This is a genomic window from Streptomyces sp. NPDC038213, from assembly GCF_055600495.1.
The window spans coordinates 62,060-85,922 of sequence record NZ_JBVJYM010000002.1; the positions used below are offsets into that span (position 1 = coordinate 62,060).

Sequence of the window (23,863 nt, forward strand, 5' to 3'; positions counted from 1 at the left end):
AGCCCTGGAACTCGGGAGCCACCTGGGTCGGGCCGCGCACAGACCTGAAGACTTCCGCCAGGCCGTACGAAACGACGTACGGAACCGGCGGCCATGGACCAATGCTCCTGTGCGGTGCACGCGCCCCGGAGGCCGGTCCGCGCCGTTCACGCGCGGACCGCGCCGGACCGGATGTCAGCCGCGGCGCCCGGGAGCGTGACGGGAGAACCGCCCGCATGCCGATCAACGAACAGTCCGGCTCCGCCGACAACAGCCCCAGCGACAACCTGCCGCCGCGCCGCCGCCGCCGTGCGGCCTCGCGCCCGGCCGGCCCCCCCGGCGGCGCCGCCGAGGCGGTGACCGAGACTCCGGCCGCCGCCGAGCCCGCTCCGGTGGCCGAGGAGGCCCCCGCCGCCGCCGCTCCGGCCCGTACCCGCCGCCGCGCGACCCGCGCCGCGAGCGCCCCCGCCGCCGAGGCCGCCGCTCCGGCCGCCGAGCCGGTCGTGGAGGCCCCTGCCGCGCCCGTGGCCGAGGAGGCCCCGGCCGCCGCCCGTACCCGCCGCCGTGCGACCCGCGCCACCACCGCGGCCGCCGCCGAGACCGCCGCTCCGGCCGCCGAGCCGGTCGTGGAGGCCCCTGCCGCGCCCGTGGCCGAGGAGGCCCCGGCCGCCGCCCCCGCCCGTACCCGCCGCCGCGCCACCCGCGCCGCTGCCGCGCCCGCCGCCGAGGCGGCTGCCCCGGCCGCCGAGCCGGTCGTGGAGGCCCCTGCCGCGCCCGTGGCCGAAGAGGCTCCGGCTGCTGCTCCGGCCCGTACGCGCCGCCGCGCCACCCGCGCCGCTGCCGCTCCGGTCGCCGAGGCGGCTGCCCCGGTGGCCGAGCCGGTCGTGGAGGCTCCCGCCGAGCCCGCTCCGGTGGCCGAGGAGGCCCCGGCCGCCGCCCGTACCCGCCGCCGTGCGACCCGCGCCACCACCGCGCCCACTGCCGAGGCCGCCGCTCCGGCCGCCGCGCCGGAGACCGTGACGGTCACCGTGGCCGACGCCGTGGACGCGCCCAAGGGCCGCGGCCGCCGCCGCGCCACCCGTACCGCGCAGGCCGCCTCCTTCGAGGCCCCGAAGACCGAGCCCAAGGCCGAGGCCGCGAAGACCGAGGCCCCGGGCCGCGGCCGCCGCCGTCCGGCCGTCGCCGTCTTCCAGGCCCCGGTCTTCCAGGCGCCGATGTTCCAGACCGCGATGACCGCCGCCGCGGCCCTGGCCGCCGAGCCGGAGGCCGAGGTCGAGGAGGAGGACGAGGCCGCACTGCTGGAGGCCGACGAGACCGTCGAGGCCGTCGTCGAGGTGTCCGCCCCGCAGCCCGCCGCCCGTCGCCGCCGCCGTCGCGGCGGGGTGAGCGAGCCCGAGCCGGCCGCCGAGCCCGCCCCCGCCGCCGCTGCGCCCGCCGAGGCCGCGGAGGTCGTCGAGGCCGCCGAGGCCGAGGCCGCGGAGGCCGACGCCGAGCTCGACGACGCCGACGAGTCGGGCGAGCGCCCGGGCCGCCGTCGCCGCCGGGGCGGCCGTCGCCGCCGCCGGGGCGAGTCCGCCGACGCGGACGAGTCCGCCGAGTACGAGGCGGAGGCCGAGTCTGACGAGGAGTCTGACGAGGAGTCCGAGGAGGACGCCGACGAGGCCGCCGCGCTGGGTTCCAGCTCCAGCCGCCGCCGGCGCCGTCGCCGTCGCCGCTCCGGGGACGGCGGCGACTCCGAGTCCGGTGCCGCCGACGAGGACGGCGTCCGCACGGTCGTCAAGGTCCGCGAGCCCCGCCCGGCCCGCGAGAAGGAGACCTCCTCCGACGAGGTGCAGTCCATCAAGGGCTCCACGCGCCTGGAGGCGAAGAAGCAGCGCCGCCGCGAGGGCCGCGAGCAGGGCCGCCGCCGCGTGCCGATCATCACCGAGGCCGAGTTCCTGGCCCGCCGCGAGGCCGTCGAGCGCGTGATGGTCGTTCGCCAGAACGGCGACCGCACCCAGATCGGCGTCCTCGAGGACAACGTGCTCGTCGAGCACTACGTCAACAAGGAGGAGGCCACCTCCTACGTCGGCAACGTCTACCTGGGCAAGGTCCAGAACGTGCTGCCGTCCATGGAGGCCGCCTTCATCGACATCGGCAAGGGCCGCAACGCCGTCCTGTACGCCGGCGAGGTCAACTTCGAGGCCCTCGGCATGGCCAACGGGCCCCGCCGCATCGAGTCCGCCCTGAAGTCCGGCCAGTCCGTGCTCGTCCAGGTCACCAAGGACCCGATCGGCCACAAGGGCGCCCGCCTGACCAGCCAGGTCTCGCTGCCCGGCCGCTACCTGGTCTACGTGCCCGAGGGCTCGATGACCGGCATCAGCCGCAAGCTGCCCGACACCGAGCGCGCCCGCCTGAAGACCATCCTCAAGAAGATCGTCCCCGAGGACGCCGGCGTCATCGTGCGCACCGCGGCCGAGGGCGCGAGCGAGGACGAGCTGCGCCGCGACGTCGAGCGCCTGCAGGCCCAGTGGGAGGAGATCCAGAAGAAGGCGAAGCAGATCACGACCTCTTCGCCGAGCCTCCTTTACGGCGAGCCGGACATGACCGTCCGCGTGGTCCGCGACATCTTCAACGAGGACTTCTCGAAGGTCATCGTCAGCGGTGACACCGCCTGGGAGACCATCCACGGCTACGTCAACCACGTGGCCCCGGACCTGGCCGACCGCCTGTCGCGCTGGACCTCCGAGGTCGACGTCTTCGCGACGTACCGGATCGACGAGCAGCTCGCCAAGGCCCTGGACCGCAAGGTCTGGCTGCCGAGCGGCGGCTCGCTGGTGATCGACAAGACCGAGGCGATGATCGTCGTCGACGTCAACACCGGCAAGTTCACCGGCCAGGGCGGCAACCTCGAGGAGACCGTCACCAGGAACAACCTGGAGGCGGCCGAGGAGATCGTGCGCCAGCTGCGGCTGCGCGACCTGGGCGGCATCGTCGTCATCGACTTCATCGACATGGTGCTGGAGTCCAACCGGGACCTGGTGCTGCGGCGCCTGCTGGAGTGCCTGGGCCGGGACCGTACGAAGCACCAGGTCGCCGAGGTCACCTCGCTGGGCCTGGTCCAGATGACCCGCAAGCGGGTGGGCCAGGGCCTGCTGGAGTCCTTCTCCGAGACCTGCGTCCACTGCAACGGCCGCGGCGTGATCGTGCACATGGAGCAGGCCACCGCCCAGGGCGGCGGCGGCAACGGCAAGCGCTCGAAGAAGCGCGGCCGCGGCGGCGCCGGCGAGCACGACCACGACCACGAGCTCGTGGCGGGCACCGGTTCCGAGCAGGCCGACTCCGGCACCGAGACCGAGGCCGAGGTGGCTGCCGAGGCCGCAGCGCCGGTCGCGCTGCCCGAGCCGGGCTTCGCGCCCGACGAGGAGCTGTACAGCAGCGCCGCCGAGGCCGAGGCCGCGGCGGGCCTGGGCGGCGGCCGCCGCTCGCGCCGCCGCGCCACCCGCAAGGCCACCGCTCCGGCGGGGGCCCCGCGCGGCGCCGCGGCACCGGCCTACGAGGCCGCCGTACCGGTGACGGAGCCCGCGGACACGGTCCTGGAGCCGGCCGCGGAGCCCGTGGCCGAGGTGGTCGCCGAGGCCGTTGCGGAGACCGCCCCGGAGGCCGTGGCGCCCGCCGAGACGGCCCCCGCGGCCGACGAGGCCGCGGCTGCTGCACCGGCCCGTACGCGCCGCCGGGCCACCCGGAAGGCCACCGCTCCGGCGGCAGCCGCCCAGGCCGCCGAGCCGGCCGCCGAGGCCCCGGCCGAGGCCGTCGCGGAGCCCGTCGCCGAGGTCGTCGCGGAGCCGGTCGCCGAGCCGGCCGTCGAGGCCGAGCCCGCGGTCGAGGCCGCTCCGGCCCGTACGCGCCGCCGGGCGACCCGCAAGGCCACCTCTCCGGCCGGCTCCCCGGCCGGCGCCGAGGCAGCCGTCCTGGTCGTGGACGCACCCGCGGCGGAGGCCCCGTCCCCCGTCGAGGCGCCCGAGGCCGAGGCCGGGACCGAAGCCGCGGCTGACGCCGAGGCGGAGGCCGCAGCGGCCCCGGCCAAGAAGACGGCCCGCAAGGCCGCGGTCAAGAAGGCCCCGGCCAAGAAGGCCCCGGCGAAGAAGGCCGCCACCGCCAAGAAGACGGCGGCCACGGCCAAGAAGGCCGTAGCCGCCAAGGCCGTCGCCAAGAAGACGGTGGCCAAGAAGACCACGGCCAAGAAGGCGACGAAGAAGACCGCGGCGGCGGAGCAGCAGGCGCTGCCCTCCGTCTCGGCTTCGACCGACGCCTGACCGGGCCGTAGAAACAGGGGGCCGGGGCCCGGTTTGACCTCTCAAACCGGGCCCCGTACCCTGGACCGTCGGCGTGTCTGTGGATGCGCCAGCTCCTGAGCACCTCACCCTCCGGGCCTCACGGCGCGGGGGAGGCCGCCTGCTGTTCGGCGGGGTCGGCTGGCTTCAGGGGTTCCCGATTTTCGAGCGAGAGAGAGATCCGCGTGTACGCCATCGTGCGCAGCGGTGGTCGCCAGCACAAGGTTGCTGTCGGCGACATCGTTGAGGTTGACAAGATTTCCACTGCCAAGGCTGGCGACACGGTCGAGCTCTCGACCCTGCTCGTCGTCGACGGCGACGCCGTGACCTCGGACCCGTGGGTCCTGGCCGGCATCAAGGTGCAGGCCGAGGTCGTGGACCACACCAAGGGCGCCAAGATCGACATCCTGCGCTACAAGAACAAGACGGGCTACCGCCGTCGCCAGGGTCACCGTCAGCAGTACACGGCGATCAAGGTCACGTCCATCCCGACCGCCGCGAAGTAAAGAGGGACTGAGCAATGGCACACAAGAAGGGCGCATCGTCCACCCGGAACGGTCGCGACTCCAATGCCCAGCGGCTCGGCGTGAAGCGCTTCGGCGGTCAGGTCGTTTCCGCTGGTGAGATCCTCGTCCGCCAGCGCGGCACCCACTTCCACCCGGGCGCCGGTGTCGGCCGTGGTGGCGACGACACGCTGTTCGCCCTGCAGGCCGGTTCGGTGCAGTTCGGCACCCACCGTGGCCGCAAGGTCGTGAACATCGTTCCGGCCGCCTGATCCAGCTCCTGCTGATCAAGCGTTCGTAACTTACCGAGGGCGGATCTCCGTCTTCCCGGCTGGTCCGGGAAGACCGGTCCGCCCTCGGCGCGTTTGCACTCACACACGTTTAATGGGCAGTAGTGCCCGGAACCATCCCGTTCTTTTCTGGAGGCAACACCATGACCACCTTCGTGGACCGCGTCGAGCTGCACGTCGCCGCGGGTAACGGGGGCCACGGCTGCGCCTCCGTGCACCGGGAGAAGTTCAAGCCGCTCGGCGGCCCGGACGGGGGCAACGGCGGCCGCGGCGGAGACGTGATCCTGGTGGTGGAGCAGGCGGTCACGACCCTGCTGGAGTACCACCACAGCCCGCACCGCAAGGCCACCAACGGCAAGCCCGGCGAGGGCGACAACCGCTCCGGCAAGGACGGCCAGGACCTGGTCCTCCCCGTGCCGGACGGCACCGTGGTCCTGGACAAGGACGGCAACGTCCTCGCGGACCTGGTCGGCCAGGGCACCACGTTCGTGGCGGCCCAGGGCGGCCGCGGCGGCCTCGGCAACGCCGCGCTGTCCTCCGCCCGCCGCAAGGCCCCCGGCTTCGCCCTGCTCGGCGAGCCCGGCGACGCCGGCGACGTGGTCCTGGAGCTGAAGACCGTCGCGGACGTGGCCCTGGTCGGCTTCCCGAGCGCCGGCAAGTCCTCCCTGATCTCCGTGCTCTCCGCCGCCAAGCCGAAGATCGCGGACTACCCCTTCACCACGCTGGTCCCGAACCTGGGCGTGGTCACCGCCGGCGCCACCGTCTACACCATCGCGGACGTCCCCGGCCTGATCCCCGGCGCCAGCCAGGGCCGCGGCCTCGGCCTGGAGTTCCTGCGGCACGTCGAGCGCTGCTCGGTGCTGGTGCACGTGCTCGACACGGCCACCCTGGAGTCGGACCGCGACCCCGTCAGCGACCTCGACGTGATCGAGGAGGAGCTGCGCCTGTACGGCGGGGGCCTGGAGAAGCGCCCGCGCCTGGTCGTGCTCAACAAGGTGGACATCCCGGACGGGCAGGACCTGGCCGACATGATCCGCCCCGACCTGGAGGCGCGCGGCTACAAGGTCTTCGAGGTCTCCGCGGTCGCCCGTACCGGCCTGAAGGAGCTGTCCTTCGCCCTCGCGGAGATCGTCGCCCGGGCCCGCGCCCGCAAGCCCAAGCAGGAGGCGACCCGCATCGTCATCCGGCCGAAGGCCGTGGACGACAGCGGCTTCACCGTCGAGTTCGACGAGGCCGAGGAGGTGTACCGCGTACGCGGCGAGAAGCCGGAGCGCTGGGTGCGCCAGACCGACTTCAACAACGACGAGGCCGTGGGCTACCTCGCCGACCGCCTCAACCGCCTCGGTGTCGAGACCGCGCTGATGAAGGCGGGCGCCCGCGCCGGCGACGGCGTGGCCATCGGCTCCGAGGAGAACGCCGTGGTCTTCGACTGGGAGCCGACGATGACCGCCGGCGCCGAGATGCTCGGCCGCCGCGGCGAGGACCACCGCATGGAGGCCCCGCGTCCGGCCGCCCAGCGCCGCAAGGACCGCGACGCTGCCCGGGGCGACTCGGCGCAGCGGGAGTACGACGAGTTCCGTCCCTTCTGAGCCGGCGGGGGCTCCTTGGGCACCGTGGTGGGACCACGGTGTTGAAGGAGCCTTTACGCCGCTCCCGTAGGATCCCCGGGTGAGTAACGTGCTCGACCAGAAGATCGGTGGAATGGAAGCCTCCACCGATCGCGCAGATGGCGGCGACAGCAGCACCGGCAGCTCCGTTTGCGTGGTGGTGATCGCCTACAACGACGCCGAACTCGTCGGCGAGGCCGTGGAGTCGGCCTTGGCGCAGGGTGATGCCGTCTCCGAGGTCGTCGTCGTCGACGACGCCTCGTCGGACGGCACCGCCGGCGTGCTCGACGAGCTCGCCGCCGTGCACCCGCGGGTCCGGGTGATCCACCGCGCGGACAACAGCGGCGGCTGCGGCACCCCGCGCAACGACGGCATACGGGCCGCCACGGCCCCGTACGTCCTCTTCCTCGACAGCGACGACGTGCTGCCCCCCGGCGCCGCCGCGGCCCTCCTGGCGGCCGCGGAGCGGCACCGGGCCCCGGTGACCGTCGGATCGTGCGTACGCCGCGAGCTGCCGCAGGAGCACGACGTGCCGTGGGTGCCCGGGCTCTACCAGGCGGCGGCGGTGATCGAGCGGCCGGCGGACATGCCCGAGCTGGTCCGCGACACCCTCTGCGTCAACAAGCTGTACTCCCGGTCCTTCCTGGACGAACATTCCATCCGCTTCCCCGATGGTCGTTTCATCTACGAGGACTTCGTCTTCACCGCCCGGGTGCTCGCGGCCGCGCCGCGGATCGCGGTGATCCCCGAGCTCGTCTACATCTGGCACGTGCGCCGCAGCGCCGCCCAGGTGTCGATCTCCCTCGACCGCGCGGACATCGGCAACTGGCGGGCCCGCGTCAGCGCCCACCGCAAGGCCGTCGAGATCCTGCGCGCCTCCGGCTCGGAGGCCCTCGCCGCCGCCTGCCGGGTCAAGTTCGTCGAGTACGACCTGCGCATGTACCTGCGCGAGATCGGCGGGAACGCCGAGTACCAGGCGGCCTGGTGGGAGCTGACCCGCGCCTACCTGGACGGTTTCGAGCCCGCCGAGATCGCGGCCGCGGGCGCCTGCGCCCGCTGGGTCGCGCACGTGGTCCTGTCCGCGCCGCGCCCGCCCGCCGACCTGGCCCGCCTGGTCGAGTTCGCCGCCGAGACGCCCCGCCTGCTGCCCCCGTACGCGCTGGCCGGCGGCCGGCCCGTGTGGAGCGCGGAGCTGCCGGCCGCGGAGCTCGACGGCATGGCGGACCTGCCGCTGGCCGAGCTGCCGCTGACCGTGGACGCCCGGCTCGTCACCGGCCTGGTCGGCGAGCTGAAGGTCCGCGTCCACGACCTCTACGGACGCCTCGCGGCCGCCGGGCCCCGCACGGTCCACCTGGAGTTCGACACCCGCCGCGGCGACGAGCCGGCCCTCAGCCGGCCCGTGGAGCTCAAACCCGACGGGGAGGGCGCCTGGAGCGCCAAGCTGCCCGTCGGCATGACGGCGCTGGCCGCCGCCGGCCGCCGCCGCGGCCGCCGGGGGCTCCAGGTCTGGGACGTGCGGCTGCGCGTGCACTGCGCCGACGGGGGCTCGCTGCTGGCCTCGCTGCGCCCGCACTCCGAGCGGCTGGGGCGCAGCGCCCTGTTCAGCAGCCGGTACGGTGTTCTGCTGGTGCAGCCGTACGCGACGGCCAGCGGATCGCTGGCGCTGCGGCTGGCGCCGGGAATGCACGGGACGGTCAGCCTGGTCCGCAACCGCATGGACCGGGCACGGATGCGGCGCGCGAGCCGTTAGAACCGCCAACAGGCTTCACCAATCGGGAGATTCGAATGACGTTTCTGATCACCGGCGGCGCCGGCTACATCGGTTCGCACGTGGTCCGGGCGATGCTGCTCGCGGGCGAGAAGGTCGTCGTCCTCGACGACCTGTCGACGGGCAGCGCGGACCGGGTGCCGGAGGGCGTCCCGCTGGTGATCGGATCCGTGCTCGACCGGCTCGTCCTCGACGAGGCCATCCGCGAGCACAAGATCACCGGAGTGGTGCACCTCGCGGGCAAGAAGCAGGTCGGCGAGTCCGTAGAGAAGCCGCTGTACTACTACCACGAGAACGTGGAGGGCCTGCAGGTCCTCCTCGGCGCCGTGGCCGCGGGCGGCGTGCGCAGCTTCCTGTTCTCCTCCTCCGCCTCCGTGTACGGGATGCCCGACGTGGACTCGGTGACGGAGGAGACCCCGTGCGCGCCGATGAGCCCGTACGGCGAGACCAAGCTCGCGGGCGAGTGGCTGGTCCGCGCGGCCGGCAAGGCGCACGGCATCGCCACGGCCTGCCTGCGGTACTTCAACGTGGCCGGCGCGGCCGCCCCGGAGCTCGCCGACACGGGTGTCTTCAACCTGGTCCCGATGGTCTTCGAGCGGCTGGACGCGGGGGAGGGCGCCCGGATCTTCGGCGACGACTACCCGACGGCGGACGGCACCTGCATCCGCGACTACATCCACGTCGAGGACCTCGCCGACGCGCACCTGGTCGCCGCCCGCAAGCTCGCCCAGTGGGCGGGCGCCGGGGAGTACCGCGACCTGACGGTGAACATCGGCCGCGGCGAGGGCGTCTCCGTCCGCGAGATGGTCGAGCTGATCAACGAGAACACCGGGCACACCCACGCCCCGGTGGTCACCCCGCGCCGCCCCGGCGACCCGGCCAAGGTCGTGGCCTCGGCCGACCGGATCGCCGCCGAGCTGGGCTGGAAGGCCCGGCACGACGTCCGCGCGATGATCGACTCGGCCTGGGAGGGCTGGGTCGCCAACCGCGGGGCCAAGGCCCACGCGGAGCGCTGACCCGAAGGTCTCGGACCCGCTGCCGGGCCCCGTGCGGACGCTTCCGCACGGGGCCCGGTGCCGTTCACGGCCCGGTGCCTGCTGTCAGCGCGCGGCCCGGCGGTGGCCCGCCGCGCCCCGGACCCCCGTCAGGGCGCGGCGGGCCCGGCGGACCAGCCGCCGGCCCACGGTGGGCCGGACGGTCAGCCGCAGCGGCTCCCCGCCCGGGCCCGCGACCGGCAGGTCCCGCCGGAGGCCGCCCGCCTCCAGGCGCAGGCCGAGCGCCCAGCTGCCCGCGGGCAGCCCGCGCAGCCCGCTGCGGACGGTGATGCGGCCCTCGGGGCCGAAGACGACCTGCGCGGCCGCCGGGACGGTCGCGCGGCCCGGCGCGGTCAGCAGGGGCCGTACGAGCGCGTCGGCGGGGCAGCCCGGCACGGTGACCGCGATCTCGGCGGTGTCCCGCCCCCAGGGCCCGCGCAGCACCTGCCCGCGGGCGTCGCGGCCCAGGGCGAAGCGGGTGGCGCCCACGTCGAGGTTGACGTGCGCGTGCGCCTCGGAGTGGAAGACCGCCACCGCCGTGGTCCCGGCGGCCCCGCGGTCCACGAGCCGGGGCTCGGGCGGGGCGTCGTACGCGCCGTCCGCGGGCCGCGGCAGCCAGGCCTCCCTGCGCAGTTCCCCGCCCGCTCCGGCGGTGACCGCGACCCGCATGGTCCAGATGCCGTCCGGCAGCGGCCCGCCGTCCGCCGCGCGCCCCACGTCCACGGTGCAGGTGTAGCGGCCCTCGGCGTCGCTGCGGGCGGGCACCAGGTACGTGTAGCCCTGGCGGCGCAGCAGGATCCCGGTCTGCTGCGGGGTCTGCGCGTCGAGCCCGGTCAGCCGGGCCCGGCCGGCCAGCCGCAGCACGGGCCCGTCCCAGGCGTACGAGCCGAGCTCCTGGCTCAGTGCGATGCGCGAGGTGAGCTCGAAGAGGGAGTCGGGCAGCGCGGCCGCCGGGTCGCGGAAGCCGGGGTAGCGGACGAAGGCCCGGTCCCCCTCGACCAGGGTCGCCACCGCCGTTCCGGCCGCCTCGGCCGCCGCGTCGGCCTCCGCGACGGCGGCCAGCCCGGCTGCGTCCCGCTCCCGCAGCAGGTGGGCCTTCAGCCGCAGGCCGGGGGGCAGGGCGGCGAGCACCCCGTCCGTGAGCCAGCGGTCGGCCAGCAGTCCGCCGGCTTCGGCCATGTCCCGGCGCCCCGCGGCGTCCCGGGCGAGGTAGCGCTCCCCGAAGAGCGCCAGCACCTCGCCGTGGAAGTGGCGCTGCATGAGCCGGTCGCGGTTCGGGCCCGCGGGCACGTGCTCGGCGACCAGCTCGAATATGCCGCCCACGAACCCGAGCTGCTCGGGCCAGTCCAGCTCCTGGCGGGTGGCGTTGGAGCCGTCCTCGCGGCCCTCCAGGTAGTAGCAGTCGTGGTCGGCGACCACGGAGACCTTCGCGGCGTGCAGCAGCCCGTGCACCGAGAAGGGCAGGTCCTCGTTGACGAGGCGGCCCTCGGTGAAGCGCAGGGAGTACGCGTCCACGAGGCTGCGGCGCCACAGCTTGTACGCGGCGAGGGTCCAGTAGACGGGGGACTCGAAGATGTCCACGTCGGGGCTGGTGGTGCGCAGGTCCACCGGGGCGGGGCGGCCGCCGGTGCCGACGATCCGCCCGTAGACGATGTCGGAGCCGTGCTCGTCCGCCATCGCGACCAGCCGCTCCAGGGCCTCCGGGCCGAGGTAGTCGTCGGAGTCGAGGAAGAAGAGGTAGGTGCCGCCGGCCCGCTCGATGCCGACGTTGCGGGGGCGGCCCGGCCCGCCGGAGGCCTCCTGGTGGACGACCGTCCTGCCGGGGTGCCCGGCGGCCCAGGCGTCGAGCCAGGCCGCGGAGCCGTCGGTGGAGCCGTCGTCGACGGCTATGACCTCGATCCGGTCCTCACCCAGGGTCTGGGCGGCGACCGAATCGAAGCACCGCGGGAGGTATTTCGCGGTGTTGTGGACCGGTATGACCACGGTGACGCGCGAGCCCATGCAGGCACTTCCTCGGATGGTTGCCCCTGAAGCTTCCTGTTTCCCGAGGTTACGGATGCGGACGACGGGCCACCACTGCTCAAATGGTGACCCGTCGGCTGTGTCCCAAAAGATTCCGTGCCCGGATCAGGGATTCCGCTTCGCGGCTCCCCGGTCGCGGACCGGCGTCAGCGCTGGAGGAACGCGAACAGCTCCTCCCAGCGCCGGGTGATCTCGGCGCTGGAGTAGCGGCGGACGTCGGCGAAGGCCGCGTCGCCCAGCCGGTCGCGCAGCTCCCGGTCGCCCATCAGGGCGTCGAGGTGCGCGGCGAGCTCCATGGTGTTGCCGACCCGCGCCAGCAGGCCGTCCTCCCCGTGGCGGATGATCTCGCGGACGCCCGGCGCGCAGTCGAACGCGGCGCAGGGCACGCCCGCGGCCATCGCCTCCAGCAGCGTGATCGGGAAGCCCTCGGCGCGGGACGCCTGGGCGAACACCGAGGCCTCCCGGAGCGCGCCGAGCACGTCCGAGGTACGGCCCATCCACTCGACGGTGCCGTCGAGGCCGAGCTCCGTGCAGCGGGCCCGCAGCATGGGCTCGTCGTCGCCGGCCCCGTAGATCCGCAGCGTCCAGTCCGGGTGCTTCGGGGAGGCCTCGGCCCAGGTGTCGAGGAGCAGGTCCACGCCCTTCTCGTCCGAGAGCCGGCCGATGCTGGCGACGACCTTGGCGCTGCGGGCGACGGGGGCCTCGGGCATGAAGGGCAGCGGGTTCGGCATGGAGCCGGTGTTGTCCAGGCCGCTGCGGATCCAGCGGTCCGCGTCCTCGGGCGTGAGGACCAGCATGCGGTCCACGTCCTTGTAGTAGCGGCGGACCCGGGCGGCGCGCGAGGACTTGGTGCTGGCCACGTACGACTCGTGGCTCATGCCGATGAGCGTCACGTTCTTGGTGTCGGCCAGGGCGACCCACTCCATCGCCCACACCTGCGTGACGATGACCACGGCGCCGGGCCGGGCGGCCCGGAACAGCGTGGAGAGCTGGTCGGCCTTCTCCCGCATCAGGGCGTCGCGGGCCGCGCGGCGGGCCCGCTCGGGGGCGTTCAGCTTGCCCTTGAGGCCCCGCATCGGCGGGATGCTCGGCGGCCGCTCCTCGTAGAGGGTGGTGGTGGCGTACGGCAGGTCGGCCGGGAACTCCTGGCGCAGGCGCTCCTCGACCGGGGAGATGCCGATGACGTGGACGCTGTGCCCGCGGTCGGCGAAGAGCCGCGCCATCTGGTGGGACCAGGTGGTCACGCCGCCGAGCTCGTCGACGCTGTTGCTGACGAGGAAGATGTCGCGGCCGCCGGCGGTGCCGGCCTGCTCGGTGCTCACTTACCGCTCCTGGTGAAGAACTTCTCGACGATCTGGCGGGCGGCGTCGCCCCGGTCGAAGGCGCCGAACTCCGCCACGAAGCGCTGCCGCGACTCGGAGAACTTGGCCTCGGCCTCCTCGAGGCCCTCGACGGCGTCGAAGAGCTCTTCGGCGGTGGCCACGACCGGACCCGGCGCCTTCTCCTTCAGGTCGAAGTAGGTGCCTCGGATGTCGTTCTTGTACTCGTCGTAGTCGTACGCGAAGAACAGCATCGGCCGGTCCAGCAGCGCGTAGTCGAACATCACCGACGAGTAGTCGGTGATCAGCGCGTCCGTGAGCTCCAGCACCGGGGTGATGTCGGGCAGCTTCGTCGCGTCCAGGACCTTGCCGCGCACGGACGGCGGCAGGGTGACGTTGTTCAGGTAGTGCGTACGGATCAGCAGGACGTACCGGTCGCCGAACCGCTCCGCGAACTCCTCCACGTCGAAGGGCAGCGAGAAGCCCTTCACCGCGCCTTCGGCGGTCGCCCGGAACGTCGGCGCGTACAGCAGCACCTTCTTGTCCGCGGGGATGCCGAGCTCGGCCGCGAGGGGGCCCCGCACGCGCTCGCCGCTGGCCGCCTCGGCGCGGTGGGCGGCCACGAGCGCGTCGTTGCGCGGGTAGCCGGACTCCAGCAGGACGGACTCCTTGAGGCGGAAGCCCTTGGCCAGGGTGCGCCGGTCGTGCTCCGAGCGGATCAGGAAGTGGTCGAAGCGGTCCAGCGCCTTCTGGAAGGACTGCTGCCCCGCCCGGCCCTGCGCCTTGGTGCGCGGCTCGTCGAAGCCCATGCGCTTGAGGGCGGAGCCGTGCCAGGTCTGGATGTACGTGGTGCCCGCGCGCTTGGTGAGCGACAGCGGGAAGCCCTGGTTGTCGACCCAGAACTCGGCCTGCGCCAGCGCCCGCAGGTACGACCAGCCCCACCGCTTGACCAGGGTGGCGTCCTTCGGGAAGCCGGTCGGCTTGGCGCCCGCGTACGACCACACGGCGTCGAACTTCACGCCCTGCCGGCGCAGCTCCTCGTAGATCGCCCGGGGGCTGTCGCTGTACTGCTTGCCCAGGTGGCTCTCGAAGACGACCAGGCCCTTCTTGAGCGGCAGCTTGGAGAAGACCTCGTGGTAGACCTTCACCTTCTGCTCGCCCGAGCCGAGGTTGCGCTTCGCCTTCAGCGCCCACCGCAGCCGCGCCTTGACGACCCCGGCCGCCTTGGACTGCATCGCGTCGTCCAGCAGCTCCGTGGTGCGCACCGCCGCCCTGCCCTCGGCGGTCAGCACGTACGACAGGTTGCCCTTCTTGGTGATCTCCGGCAGGAAGCGGTCGGAGACCAGCCGGGTCAGGCGGGGGCGCACCTTCAGGGAGCGCGCGGCCTCCAGGTCCGTGCCGCCCACCGAGACGCGGGTGACCAGCGTCTGGCCGTCGGCCTTCAGGACCAGCCGGACGTCCCAGACCGCGTCGATGATGCCCAGCGGGCGCACCGTGGAGGCCACGTCCGCCTCGGCGGACCACTCGATGGCCGTCGGGGTGTGCCGCACGCTCGTCACGGGGAAGCGGAAGGACTTCACGCCGACCTGGCGGCGGGCCTTGAACTCCAGCTCCGCGCTCAGCTCGGCGTCCGCCTTGATCCGGCCCAGCGGGTTGACCACGGCGCCCGACAGCCGGACCGTGCCGCGGCCGTCGTCCTCGTACGAGTTCAGCCGGTTGCCGAGCGTGAGCCCGGTCAGCGGACGGGTGTGGAAGCCGTCGGCGGTGACGTCCAGTATGCGGCGGGCCTCGGGCTCGTCCAGGTGCTCGGCGCACCAGTAGATCCGGCCGTCGTGCTCGGCAAGCGCGGACGTGAGCCGGCCCGTGTTGGTCAGCGCCTCGGCGGTCGGGAGCAGGTTGTCCCAGTCCTCCTTGCTCAGGAGGTACGCGCAGATCGCCTGGAGGCGCTGCACGTGGTCGTAGGCGCCCGGGTCGATCGTGGCCAGGTAGCCGTTGGCCAGCTGCGCGAACTCGCGCCGGTACGCGTCGTCCAGCAGGGGCAGGTCGCGCAGGTGCAGGACCAGGTCGTGCTTGAGGAACTTGACGTCCTTGGCGAACTTCAGGCCTTCGTGGCCGTGGGCCTCCAGCAGCTCGTCGACGCGCCGGTGGATCTCCATGCGGTGCACGAAGTTCGCGATCTCGTGGCGCCGGTTGCTGATCGACTTCGACGCGGCCTTCTCGACCACGTTCCAGTAGTAGACGTGGTTGGGGATCAGGGTGATCCGCTTGGCGGCGACGTAGGCCTGCGCGGAGAACAGCAGGTCCTCGTAGTGGATGCCGACCGGGAACTCCAGGCCGGCCTCGCGCAGGAACTCGCGCCGGTAGCACTTGTTCGTCGACAGGGTGTCGAAGACGAGCAGGTCCGGCAGCTCGGTGACGGACTCCAGCGTGCGGGTGCGCGAGTAGATCCAGGGGTACCACTCGACGGTCTTCTTGTGCCGGCTGTCGAGGTGCACGCGCACGCAGATGCCGGACACCAGGTCGGCGCCGGTGCGCTCGGCGGCGTCGAGCATGTTGCGGCAGGCGTTGCGCTCCAGGACGTCGTCGCTGTCCAGGAACATCACGTAGGCGCCCTCGGCCTGCTGGATGCCGTGGTTGCGCGGGGCGCCGCAGCCGCCGCTGTTCTGCTCCAGCTGGAAGGCGCGGACCCGGCCCGGGTGCGCTGCCTCCAGCTGCTTGGCGACCTCGAATGAGCCGTCCTTGCTGCAGTCGTCGACGATCACGACCTCGACCCCGTGCAGGGTCTGGTCCAGGACGGACTGGACAGCCGTCGGCAGACGCTCTGCGTCGTTGTAGACGATGACGACCACGGAGACGTCAGGCACTGGCACCTCAAATCCACATTGTGTTCTCTTTGCGGCCACGCGGATCCAATCCGGCGGGACCCGAGCCAAAGTACCGTGTGTTGCGTGCAACCCGGACAGGCGGCGGCTGCCGCCGGACCCGGTGGCCGACCGCGCTGGTGTTCCCCGACCGCCCGTCAAAGCTACCGCGTGTCGCCCGTGGGCCCGGCAGCGGTGGCCCGGAGGGCCGCCCGGGGGACAAACCGCACCTCACCCGGATGAATGAAGCACGCATAAATACATCAACTGTGCATACTGGGCAAAAGTGGCGTAACGCCAGGGGATCAGGCCCGCTCGGGAGCGCGCCGGTACGCATGTTGACGGGGAACCAGACATGACGAAGCTGTCCGTAGTCGTCCCGTGCTTCAACGAGGAAGCGGTCATCGACAGCTTCGACAGGGAGATCCGCAGGGTCCTCGACGCGCTCTCCGCCGACTACGAGGTCTGCTACGTCGACGACGGCAGCGCCGACGGCACCCTCGGCCGCCTCCGCAAGATCGCCGCCGTCCACGGCGAGCGCGCCCGCTACGTCTCCTTCAGCCGCAACTTCGGCAAGGAGGCCGCCATGCTCGCCGGCCTGCGCGAGGCCACCGGCGACGCCGTCGTGATCATGGACGCCGACCTCCAGCACCCCCCGGAGCTCATCGGCCGGATGCTGGAGCTCTACCGGCAGGGCCACGACCAGATCATCGCCCGCCGCTCCCGCGACGGCGAGGAGAAGATTCGTTCCGCCCTCAGCCGCCTCTACTACCGGGGCGTCAACAAGTGGGTCGACGTAGAGCTCGCCGACGGGGTCGGCGACTTCCGGATGCTCTCGCGCCCCGCCGTCGACGCCCTGCTGTCCATGCCCGAGTACAACCGCTTCTCCAAGGGCCTCTTCTCCTGGATCGGCTTCGACACCGTCCACTTCGACTACCGCAACGCCCGCCGGGAGGCCGGCGAGACCAAGTGGAAGTTCGGCGCCCTGCTCAACTACGGCATGGACGGCCTGATCTCCTTCAACAACCGCCCCCTGCGCGCCGGCATCTGGATCGGCGCCGCCCTGAGCGCCCTGGCCGCCCTCTATGCTCTCTGGGTGGTCGGAATGGCACTCGCCTTCGGGGTCAGCGCACCCGGATACGTCACCCTCGTCGCCATCACCGTCGGCCTGGGCGGGGTCCAGCTGGTCATGCTCGGCCTGATCGGCGAGTACATCGGCCGCATCTACTACGAGACCAAGCGCCGCCCGCACTTCCTGGTCAAGGAGTCCCACGCCCCCACGACCGGGCCGGCCGACCTCGCCGCCCGCGCCGTGCAGGCCGCCCGCGCCGGGCTCGGCGACCCGGCCGTCGGGCTCGACCGCCGGTGAGGGGCAGCCTCCCGGAGATACTCCGCTTCGGGCTCGTCGGCGCCGTCAACACCGGCACCTTCTTCGCGCTGTACCTGCTGCTCCACCCCCCGCTGCCCTACTTCGCGGCCTACACCCTCGCCTTCCTGCTCAGCATGGTCGGCTCCTTCTTCCTCAACACGTACTTCACCTACCGCACCCGCCCCACCTGGCGGAAGTTCCTCCTCTTCCCCCTCACCAACGCCACCAACTACGCCGTCCAGTCCGCCGGCCTCTACGCCCTGGTCGGCTGGGCCGGGATGGACTCCCGCACCGCCCCGCTGCTGGCCGCCGCGGCCGCCGTGCCCGTCACGTACCTGCTCTCGAAGCGGATCCTGGTGCCCGCCCGCGGGCCGGAGCCGTCCGCGGACCGGAATGCGGCGGCGGGCCGCCCCGGTCACCCCGTAAATTGGTGACAGCTCACCGGGAGCGGTACGTGGTGCTGTGACGTGCTGCAATGCGCAAAGGGGACGGACGTGTCAGCGGCTAGGCAGGGAGTCACCGACGCCCGCAGGATCGTGGTCAAGGTCGGCTCCTCCTCCCTCACCACCGCCGAGGGCGGTCTCGACGCCGACCGCGTGGACGCCCTCGTCGACGTGCTCGCCAAGGCGCGCAGCGGCGGCGAGAAGGAGATAGTGCTGGTCTCCAGCGGCGCCATCGCCGCCGGCCTGTCCCCGCTCGGCCTGCGCCGACGGCCCAGGGACCTGGCCCGGCAGCAGGCCGCCGCCAGTGTCGGCCAGGGCCTCCTTGTGGCCCGGTACACCGCCTCCTTCGCCCGCTACGGCGTCCGCGTCGGCCAGGTCCTGCTGACCACCGACGACACCAGCCGCCGCGCCCACTACCGCAACGCCTACCGGACCCTCGACCAGCTCCTCGCCATGGGCGCCCTGCCGGTCGTCAACGAGAACGACACCGTCGCCACCGACGAGATCCGCTTCGGGGACAACGACCGGCTGGCCGCCCTCGTCGCCCACCTGGTCCGTGCCGACCTGCTCGTCCTCCTCTCCGACGTGGACGGCCTCTACGACGGCGACCCCTCCCTGCCCGGCAGCAGCCGCATCGAGGAGGTGCACGGCCCGCAGGACATCGAGCACGTCTCCATCGGCAGCGCCGGCAAGGCCGGGGTCGGCACCGGCGGCATGGTCACCAAGGTCGAGGCGGCCCGCATCGCCGCCGCCGCCGGCATCCCCGTGGTCCTCACCTCCGCCAGCCACGCGGCCGACGCCCTCGCCGCCCGCACCACCGGCACCTTCTTCCACGCCACCGGCCGGCGCTCCGCCGACCGCCTCCTGTGGCTCCAGCACGCCTCCACCCCGCAGGGCCACCTGGTCCTCGACGAGGGCGCCGTGCGCGCCGTCACCGAGCGCGGCAGCTCCCTGCTGCCCGCCGGGATCGCCGCGGTCGAGGGCGAGTTCACGGCCGGCGACCCGGTGGAGCTGCGCGACGCCCAGGGCCGCGCGGTGGCCCGCGGGCTCGTCAACTTCGACGCCCGCGAGCTCCCGCAGCTGCTCGGCCGCTCCACCCGCGAACTCGCCCGCGAACTGGGCCCCGCATACGAGCGCGAGGTCGTCCACCGCGACGATCTGGTCCTGCTCCAGGGCTGACGAGGGCCCCCCGCCCGGCCGAGGTTCGGCAAAACCGGAGCGCGCTCGCGCTCGGGCTGGTCAACTTTGTGGGCGGGACATTGACGGACGAACGCAACCAGGAGGCCGCCGGTGAGACGAACGCGCCCGGGGGAGCGAGCGCTGACCAGTGTCGAAACGGGCGACGACGTGGTGGCGTCCCGGCTGTGGCACGTCACCCTGAGCGTCTCGGGCCGCCCGGCCCCGCTCGCGGAGGTCCGCCGCGCCCTGGAACAGCTCGCCCACGACCACCCCTTCCTGCTCACCAGCCGGTACGCCGAGGACCACGCGGAGATCCGCTACTGGGAGGAGGCCCGCGACCTCCACGACGCGGCCGCCGTCGCCCTGCGGCTCTGGGGCGAACACCGCTCTTCGGCCAAACTGCCCCCGTGGGAGATCGTCGGTCTGGAGGTCATCGACCGGGCCACCTACCACCAGCGCGTCGCCGAGGGCTACGGGCCCCCGCCGGCCTCCCCGGTCGGGGTGCACCCGTACTGACCCGGGCCCGAGCCCCCGGGAGCAGCCGCGGCCGGGCCCCGGCCCGGCCGCGCCGCACCCCGGCACCCCAGCGGGCCCGGCGCGGCCGCCGGGCTCCGAAAGGGGCCGGCCCGGCCGTCTCGGGGGCTGGAACCCCCGCGGCCGCCTCCGTCCGGGGGACTACGCTGCATGCATGACGACCCCGCTCAACGAAGCCTCCGCGTCCCCCGTCATCGCCACGGCCCACCGCGCGCGCACCGCCGCCGCGGACCTCGCGCCACTGCCGCGCTCCGCCAAGGACGCCGCGCTGCTCGCGATCGCCGACGCGCTGGAGGCCCGTACCGCCGAGATCGTGGAGGCCAACGCCGTCGACACGGACCGCGCCCGCGAGGCCGGTACCAGCGAGACCGTCATCGACCGGCTCACGCTGACCCCCGAGCGGGTCCGCGCCATCGCCTCGGACGTCCGCGACGTGGCCGCGCTCCCCGACCCCGTCGGCGAGGTGGTCCGCGGCTCCACCCTGCCCAACGGCATCGACCTGCGGCAGGTCCGCGTCCCCCTCGGCGTGGTCGGCATCATCTACGAGGCCCGCCCCAACGTCACCGTGGACGCCGCCGCCCTCTGCCTGAAGTCCGGCAACGCCGTCCTGCTGCGCGGCAGCTCCTCCGCGTACGCCTCCAACACCGCCCTGGTCGCCGTCCTGCGCGACGCCGTCGAGTCCGCGGGCATCCCGGCCGACGCGATCCAGCTCGTACCGGGCGAGAGCCGCGACTCCGTCCGCGAGCTGATGCGCGCCCGCGGCCTCGTCGACGTGCTCATTCCGCGCGGCGGCGCCTCCCTGATCCGCACCGTCGTCGAGGAGTCGACCGTTCCGGTGATCGAGACCGGTACGGGCAACTGCCACGTCTACGTGGACGCGCAGGCCGACCTCGACATGGCCGTGGAGATCCTGGTCAACTCCAAGGCGCAGCGGCCCTCCGTCTGCAACGCGGCCGAGACCCTCCTCGTCCACCGCGATATCGCCCCCGCCTTCCTGCCCCGCGCCCTGGACGCCCTGGCCGAGGCCGGGGTCACCGTCCACGGGGACGCGGCCGTGCTCGGATACGCAGCGGACTCCAAGGCCACCGCCGTCGCGGCCACCGAGGAGGACTGGGAGGCGGAGTACCTCTCCTACGACATCGCCGCCGCCGTCGTGGACTCCCTCGACGCGGCCGTGGCCCACATCCGGCGCTGGACCTCCGGCCACACCGAGGCCATCGTCACCACCTCGCAGTCCGCCGCCCGCCGCTTCACCCAACTGGTCGACTCGACCACGGTCGCCGTGAACGCCTCCACGCGGTTCACGGACGGTGGCCAGTTCGGCTTCGGCGCGGAGATCGGGATCTCCACCCAGAAGCTCCACGCCCGGGGCCCCATGGGCCTTCCGGAGCTCACGTCCACGAAGTACATCGTCACCGGCGACGGTCACGTCCGGTAACCGGATGCCCGGCTCCGCGTGGCCGGAAAACACGCGGACCCTGCCCAAAGCGGCCCCCCGGGTCTACGCTGGTCCTGTGCCGGACGACGTGGGGGGCAAGCCGTCCCCGGACGACTGGGAGCCCGAAGGCCACCGCGGTGGAGCGGATGAGGAATTCGCCTCCGTGGTGCTCGACGAGGCCTTCGTCAGGGGCGCGCGGATCCATGAACCGACCGCGGCCGAGCGGACCCGGGCGGCAGCCCAGGCCCGGGCCGAGGCCGAGGAGGCCCGCGCCATCGCGGGCATCAGACCCGCCCCCGACGACGGCTGCGAGAGCTACGACGGCTACCTCGACCGCTACGGGTACGGCTACGGCCCCGACGGCACGCCGTACGGCTTCGGCCCGGACTTCGCGTACGGCTACAACCTCGGGTACGGGCCCTACGGAGCCTACGGCGGCGCCCTGCGCCCCTACCGGGGGCGGGCCCGCTGGCACCGGCCGGTGGCCTGGATGCTGGCCGTGGTGCTGGGCGTCGGCATGGTGGTCCTCGCCTTCACGGCCGTCTACCGGGGCGCCTCCGACGACCGCCGGGACCAGGCGCCACCGCCCGCCACCACGGGCATCGGCACCGCCCCGGGCAGCCCGGCCGGACAGGGCGCGCTCACCGGCGGCCCGGGCTCCCCGCCCGTGCTCCTCGCACCCTGAGCCCGCGCGGGCACCGCTGCCGGGACGGCGCCCGCCGCCCCGTAAGTTCCCCGCACGGCGGCGTTTACCTTTCCCCTCCACGACCAACCCTGAAGGTACGGCCCCTCCGCGCGGGGGGCCTCCACACGGGGGCTTCTCATGCGGGGAGAAGCAATGGCTGTACCTGGAGATCCACCGGACGGGGCACCCGACGGCGCCGGCGGCGCCGATGACGAGTACCGGTCCCTGGTGTTCGACGAGGACTTCGTCCGGGCTGCCCGGCTGCAGGAGTACTCCGCACAGGAGCGCCTCGGGGAGCACACCCGGGCCGTGCGCAGCCGCTCCGCCTGGTCCTCCGGCACCGGCCGGCCCGTGGCCCGGGGCGGCCCCGGCGGCAGCCGCAGGCACGGGCTCCTGATCGTCCTCCTCATCACCTGCGCCTTCGCCGCGGCCGTCTACATGGGCCTGCGCCACCCCTACGTGCCCGCGCCGAGCCCCTACACCGAGCCGATGACCGCCACCGTCGTGCCCCTGCGCCCGCAGGGCCCCGTGCCCGGCGGGCGGCCCGCGGAGCTCTACGCGTCCGGACCGGCGGCCGAGTACCGCATCGGCGCGGCCGGGATCACCCTCCCGGCCGTCCGCCGCACGGCGCACTTCAGCGACGGCCAGGTCCTCAACGCCCTGTCCACGGCCAAGGACTACCTCGTGCAGTCCTCCCTCGACCCCGAGGTGCTCGCCGGCGAGGCCGTCCGCCCCGTCCGCTCCCTGCTGGACGCCGAGCAGACGGCCCAGTTCGACGAGAGCCTGAACAGCCCGGCCCCCGACGGGCGGCACGCCGCCACCGGCTGGCTGGTGCGCTTCGACCCGGCCGCCGCCGTGCTCGCCGACTCCCGCGTACGGGTCTCGGGGACCATGACCGTCGCCGAGGCCGGACCCGACAGCCTCGAGGTCGCCACCGACCACACCTTCGCCTACGCGCTGCGCCCCGCACCCGGCTCCACGGCTGCGGAGGGCCGCGCCGAGGCCTCGCTCTTCACGGTCCGGCGCGAGCTGCGGCTGCGCTTCGACCGCGAGGACCTCGACCTGCACCGGGCCGAGCTGCTCTCCGCGCACGTCCGGGCCGGGCCGCTGGACTGCGCGGCCGACCCCTCCTCCGCCTTCCGGCCGCTGCTGGCCGGGGAGCGGGCCGGCCGTACGGGTCCGGCGGCCACGGACCCGTACCGCGTCGGCCACCCGCCCGCGGGGGCGGGCCTGTGCGGCGTACTCGCCGTCAGCGCCCAGCCGTCCCCGGCTCCGCGTCCGGACCCGTAGCCCCGGCACCCGAGGCCCCCGGACCCTTGCCGTCCGCAGCATCCGCAGCATCCGCAGCATCCGCAGCATCCGCGGCATCCGGGTCCGGGGCGGCGGAGGCGCCCTGCGCCCCCGCGGAGCCGCCGCCCGTGAACTTGTCGCGCAGCCGGCCGCCGAGGTCGCCCGCGCCCCCGGCGAGGTCCCCGACCAGCTTCATCAGGGGGTCCTTGCTCGTGCGCACCGATTCGGCGTAGTGCGAGGCCGACTGGCGGAAGGAGTCCGTGACCGAGGTCTCCGGGTCCTCGTCCCGGCGCGGGTAGTGCCCGTCCATCAGCCGCTGGTAGTCGCGGGTCGCCGCCCACTTGTTCAGTTCGGCGGCGCGCACCGTCGTGAAGGGGTGCGTCCGCGGCAGCATGTTGAGGATCTTGAGGACCGAGTCGCGCAGGTCGCCACCCGCCTCGTACTCCTCCGCCTGGGCGAGGAAGGCGTCCACGTTCATCTCGTGCAGGTGGTTGCCGCCGGCGATCTTCATCAGCCCGCGCATCGAGGCCTGGAGGTCCTGGCCGACCAGCAGGCCCGCCCGGTCCGCCGACAGCTCGGACTTGCGGAACCACTCGCGCAGCGCCGTCACGATCGCCGTGAGCGCCACGGTCCCCAGCGGGATCCAGGCGATCTTCACGGCCAGGTTCGTCAGGAAGAGCAGCACCGTGCGGTACACCGCGTGGCCCGACAGGGCGTGCCCCACCTCGTGGCCCACGACGGCCCGCATCTCCTCCTCGTCGAGCAGCTCGACCAGGCCCGTGGTCACCACGATGATCGGCTCGTCCAGGCCGATGCACATGGCGTTGGGCTTCGGGTCCTGCTGCACGTACATCTGGGGGACCCGCTCCAGGTCCAGGATGTGGCAGGCGTCCCGCAGCATCTCGTGCAGATGGGGGAACTGCGTCTCGCCCACCCGCACCGAGTCCGACAGGAACAGCAGCCGCAGGCTGCGCTCGGGCAGCAGCCCGCTCAGTGCCTTCAGCACCGTGTCGAATCCGGTGAGCTTGCGCAGTGCCACCAGCGCCGACCGGTCCGCCGGATGCTCGTACGCCCGTGAGGAGATCCCCGGGAAGCGCCTGCGCGTGCGCTCCGGAAGCTTCTCGAACCTGCTGTCTGTCATCGCTCTGCCCCCTCGACCGGACCTGTACTGCCCTCTCAACGCATGAGTCGGCGTGAGCGTGCCCGGCCCTCCCGCTTACGATGTGCCG

Annotated in this window: 17 protein-coding genes; 13 read left to right on the plus strand and 4 right to left on the minus strand. The window is 73.5% G+C overall.

From position 1 onward, the window contains the following. The first annotated feature begins 215 nt into the window (after positions 1-215). From ACZ7JZ_RS03010 to galE, 6 genes are all read left to right on the plus strand, one after another. Positions 216-4,274, plus strand: a complete 4,059-nt coding sequence (locus tag ACZ7JZ_RS03010; protein WP_470932560.1) for an Rne/Rng family ribonuclease — start codon at positions 216-218, stop codon at positions 4,272-4,274. Between the two features lie 203 nt (positions 4,275-4,477). Beyond that, positions 4,478-4,798 carry a 50S ribosomal protein L21 gene (gene rplU, locus ACZ7JZ_RS03015; RefSeq protein ID WP_265862363.1) on the plus strand — a complete coding sequence of 107 codons (321 nt, stop codon included), beginning with the start codon at positions 4,478-4,480 and terminating at the stop codon, positions 4,796-4,798. A gap of 14 nt (positions 4,799-4,812) precedes the next feature. Continuing rightward, on the plus strand, positions 4,813-5,067 hold the full coding sequence (gene rpmA / locus ACZ7JZ_RS03020) for a 50S ribosomal protein L27 (RefSeq protein WP_226732937.1): 255 nt from the start codon (positions 4,813-4,815) through the stop codon (positions 5,065-5,067). Positions 5,068-5,228: 161 nt separating this feature from the next. Then, positions 5,229-6,674: a GTPase ObgE gene (gene obgE / locus ACZ7JZ_RS03025; protein ID WP_470932562.1), complete on the plus strand. Its 1,446-nt coding sequence runs from the start codon at positions 5,229-5,231 to the stop codon at positions 6,672-6,674. 79 nt (positions 6,675-6,753) lie between these two features. After that, entirely contained in the window at positions 6,754-8,442 is a 1,689-nt protein-coding gene (locus tag ACZ7JZ_RS03030; protein ID WP_470932564.1) for a glycosyltransferase family 2 protein, read from the plus strand. 35 nt (positions 8,443-8,477) lie between these two features. Further along, positions 8,478-9,476, plus strand: coding sequence for a UDP-glucose 4-epimerase GalE (gene galE / locus ACZ7JZ_RS03035; RefSeq protein ID WP_470932566.1), 999 nt, complete (start codon positions 8,478-8,480; stop codon positions 9,474-9,476). Positions 9,477-9,560: 84 nt separating this feature from the next. Here galE and ACZ7JZ_RS03040 read toward each other — a convergent pair whose 3' ends face one another. From ACZ7JZ_RS03040 to ACZ7JZ_RS03050, 3 genes are all read right to left on the minus strand, one after another. After that, on the minus strand, positions 9,561-11,495 hold the full coding sequence (locus ACZ7JZ_RS03040) for a glycosyltransferase family 2 protein (RefSeq protein ID WP_470932568.1): 1,935 nt from the start codon (positions 11,493-11,495) through the stop codon (positions 9,561-9,563). Positions 11,496-11,662: 167 nt separating this feature from the next. Further along, the gene (locus ACZ7JZ_RS03045; RefSeq protein ID WP_470932570.1) at positions 11,663-12,838 is read right to left on the minus strand and encodes a glycosyltransferase; all 1,176 of its coding nucleotides are present in this window, start codon (positions 12,836-12,838) and stop codon (positions 11,663-11,665) included. Further along, a complete protein-coding gene (locus ACZ7JZ_RS03050; protein WP_470932572.1) occupies positions 12,835-15,705 on the minus strand; it encodes a bifunctional glycosyltransferase/CDP-glycerol:glycerophosphate glycerophosphotransferase in 2,871 nt (956 codons plus the stop codon). Before ACZ7JZ_RS03050 ends, ACZ7JZ_RS03045 begins: the two co-directional genes overlap by 4 nt. 346 nt (positions 15,706-16,051) lie before the next feature. On the opposite strand from ACZ7JZ_RS03050, the gene ACZ7JZ_RS03055 reads away from it, so the two are divergent. The 7 genes from ACZ7JZ_RS03055 (at position 16,052) to ACZ7JZ_RS03085 (ending at position 22,634) form a co-directional block, all read left to right on the plus strand. Continuing rightward, entirely contained in the window at positions 16,052-17,065 is a 1,014-nt protein-coding gene (locus ACZ7JZ_RS03055) for a glycosyltransferase family 2 protein (RefSeq protein ID WP_470932574.1), read from the plus strand. Continuing rightward, positions 17,062-17,499, plus strand: a complete 438-nt coding sequence (locus ACZ7JZ_RS03060) for a GtrA family protein (protein ID WP_470932576.1) — start codon at positions 17,062-17,064, stop codon at positions 17,497-17,499. The genes ACZ7JZ_RS03055 and ACZ7JZ_RS03060 overlap by 4 nt, the downstream gene beginning before the upstream one ends. A 60-nt stretch (positions 17,500-17,559) precedes the next feature. Next, entirely contained in the window at positions 17,560-18,687 is a 1,128-nt protein-coding gene (gene proB / locus ACZ7JZ_RS03065) for a glutamate 5-kinase (protein ID WP_470932578.1), read from the plus strand. A 111-nt stretch (positions 18,688-18,798) separates the two neighbouring features. After that, positions 18,799-19,203 (plus strand): hypothetical protein, encoded by a 405-nt coding sequence (locus ACZ7JZ_RS03070; RefSeq protein WP_470932580.1) that lies wholly within the window; start codon positions 18,799-18,801, stop codon positions 19,201-19,203. Positions 19,204-19,375: 172 nt separating this feature from the next. Further along, the gene (locus tag ACZ7JZ_RS03075; RefSeq protein WP_470932582.1) at positions 19,376-20,659 is read left to right on the plus strand and encodes a glutamate-5-semialdehyde dehydrogenase; all 1,284 of its coding nucleotides are present in this window, start codon (positions 19,376-19,378) and stop codon (positions 20,657-20,659) included. 76 nt (positions 20,660-20,735) lie between these two features. Beyond that, positions 20,736-21,344, plus strand: coding sequence for an SCO2584 family spore wall biosynthesis protein (locus ACZ7JZ_RS03080; RefSeq protein ID WP_470932584.1), 609 nt, complete (start codon positions 20,736-20,738; stop codon positions 21,342-21,344). A 153-nt stretch (positions 21,345-21,497) separates the two neighbouring features. Then, positions 21,498-22,634, plus strand: coding sequence for an SCO2583 family membrane protein (locus ACZ7JZ_RS03085; RefSeq protein ID WP_470932586.1), 1,137 nt, complete (start codon positions 21,498-21,500; stop codon positions 22,632-22,634). Here ACZ7JZ_RS03085 and ACZ7JZ_RS03090 read toward each other — a convergent pair. Further along, on the minus strand, positions 22,594-23,775 hold the full coding sequence (locus ACZ7JZ_RS03090; protein ID WP_470932588.1) for a M48 family metallopeptidase: 1,182 nt from the start codon (positions 23,773-23,775) through the stop codon (positions 22,594-22,596). The two genes, ACZ7JZ_RS03085 and ACZ7JZ_RS03090, sit on opposite strands and share 41 nt — an antisense overlap. Positions 23,776-23,863 lie beyond the last annotated feature (88 nt).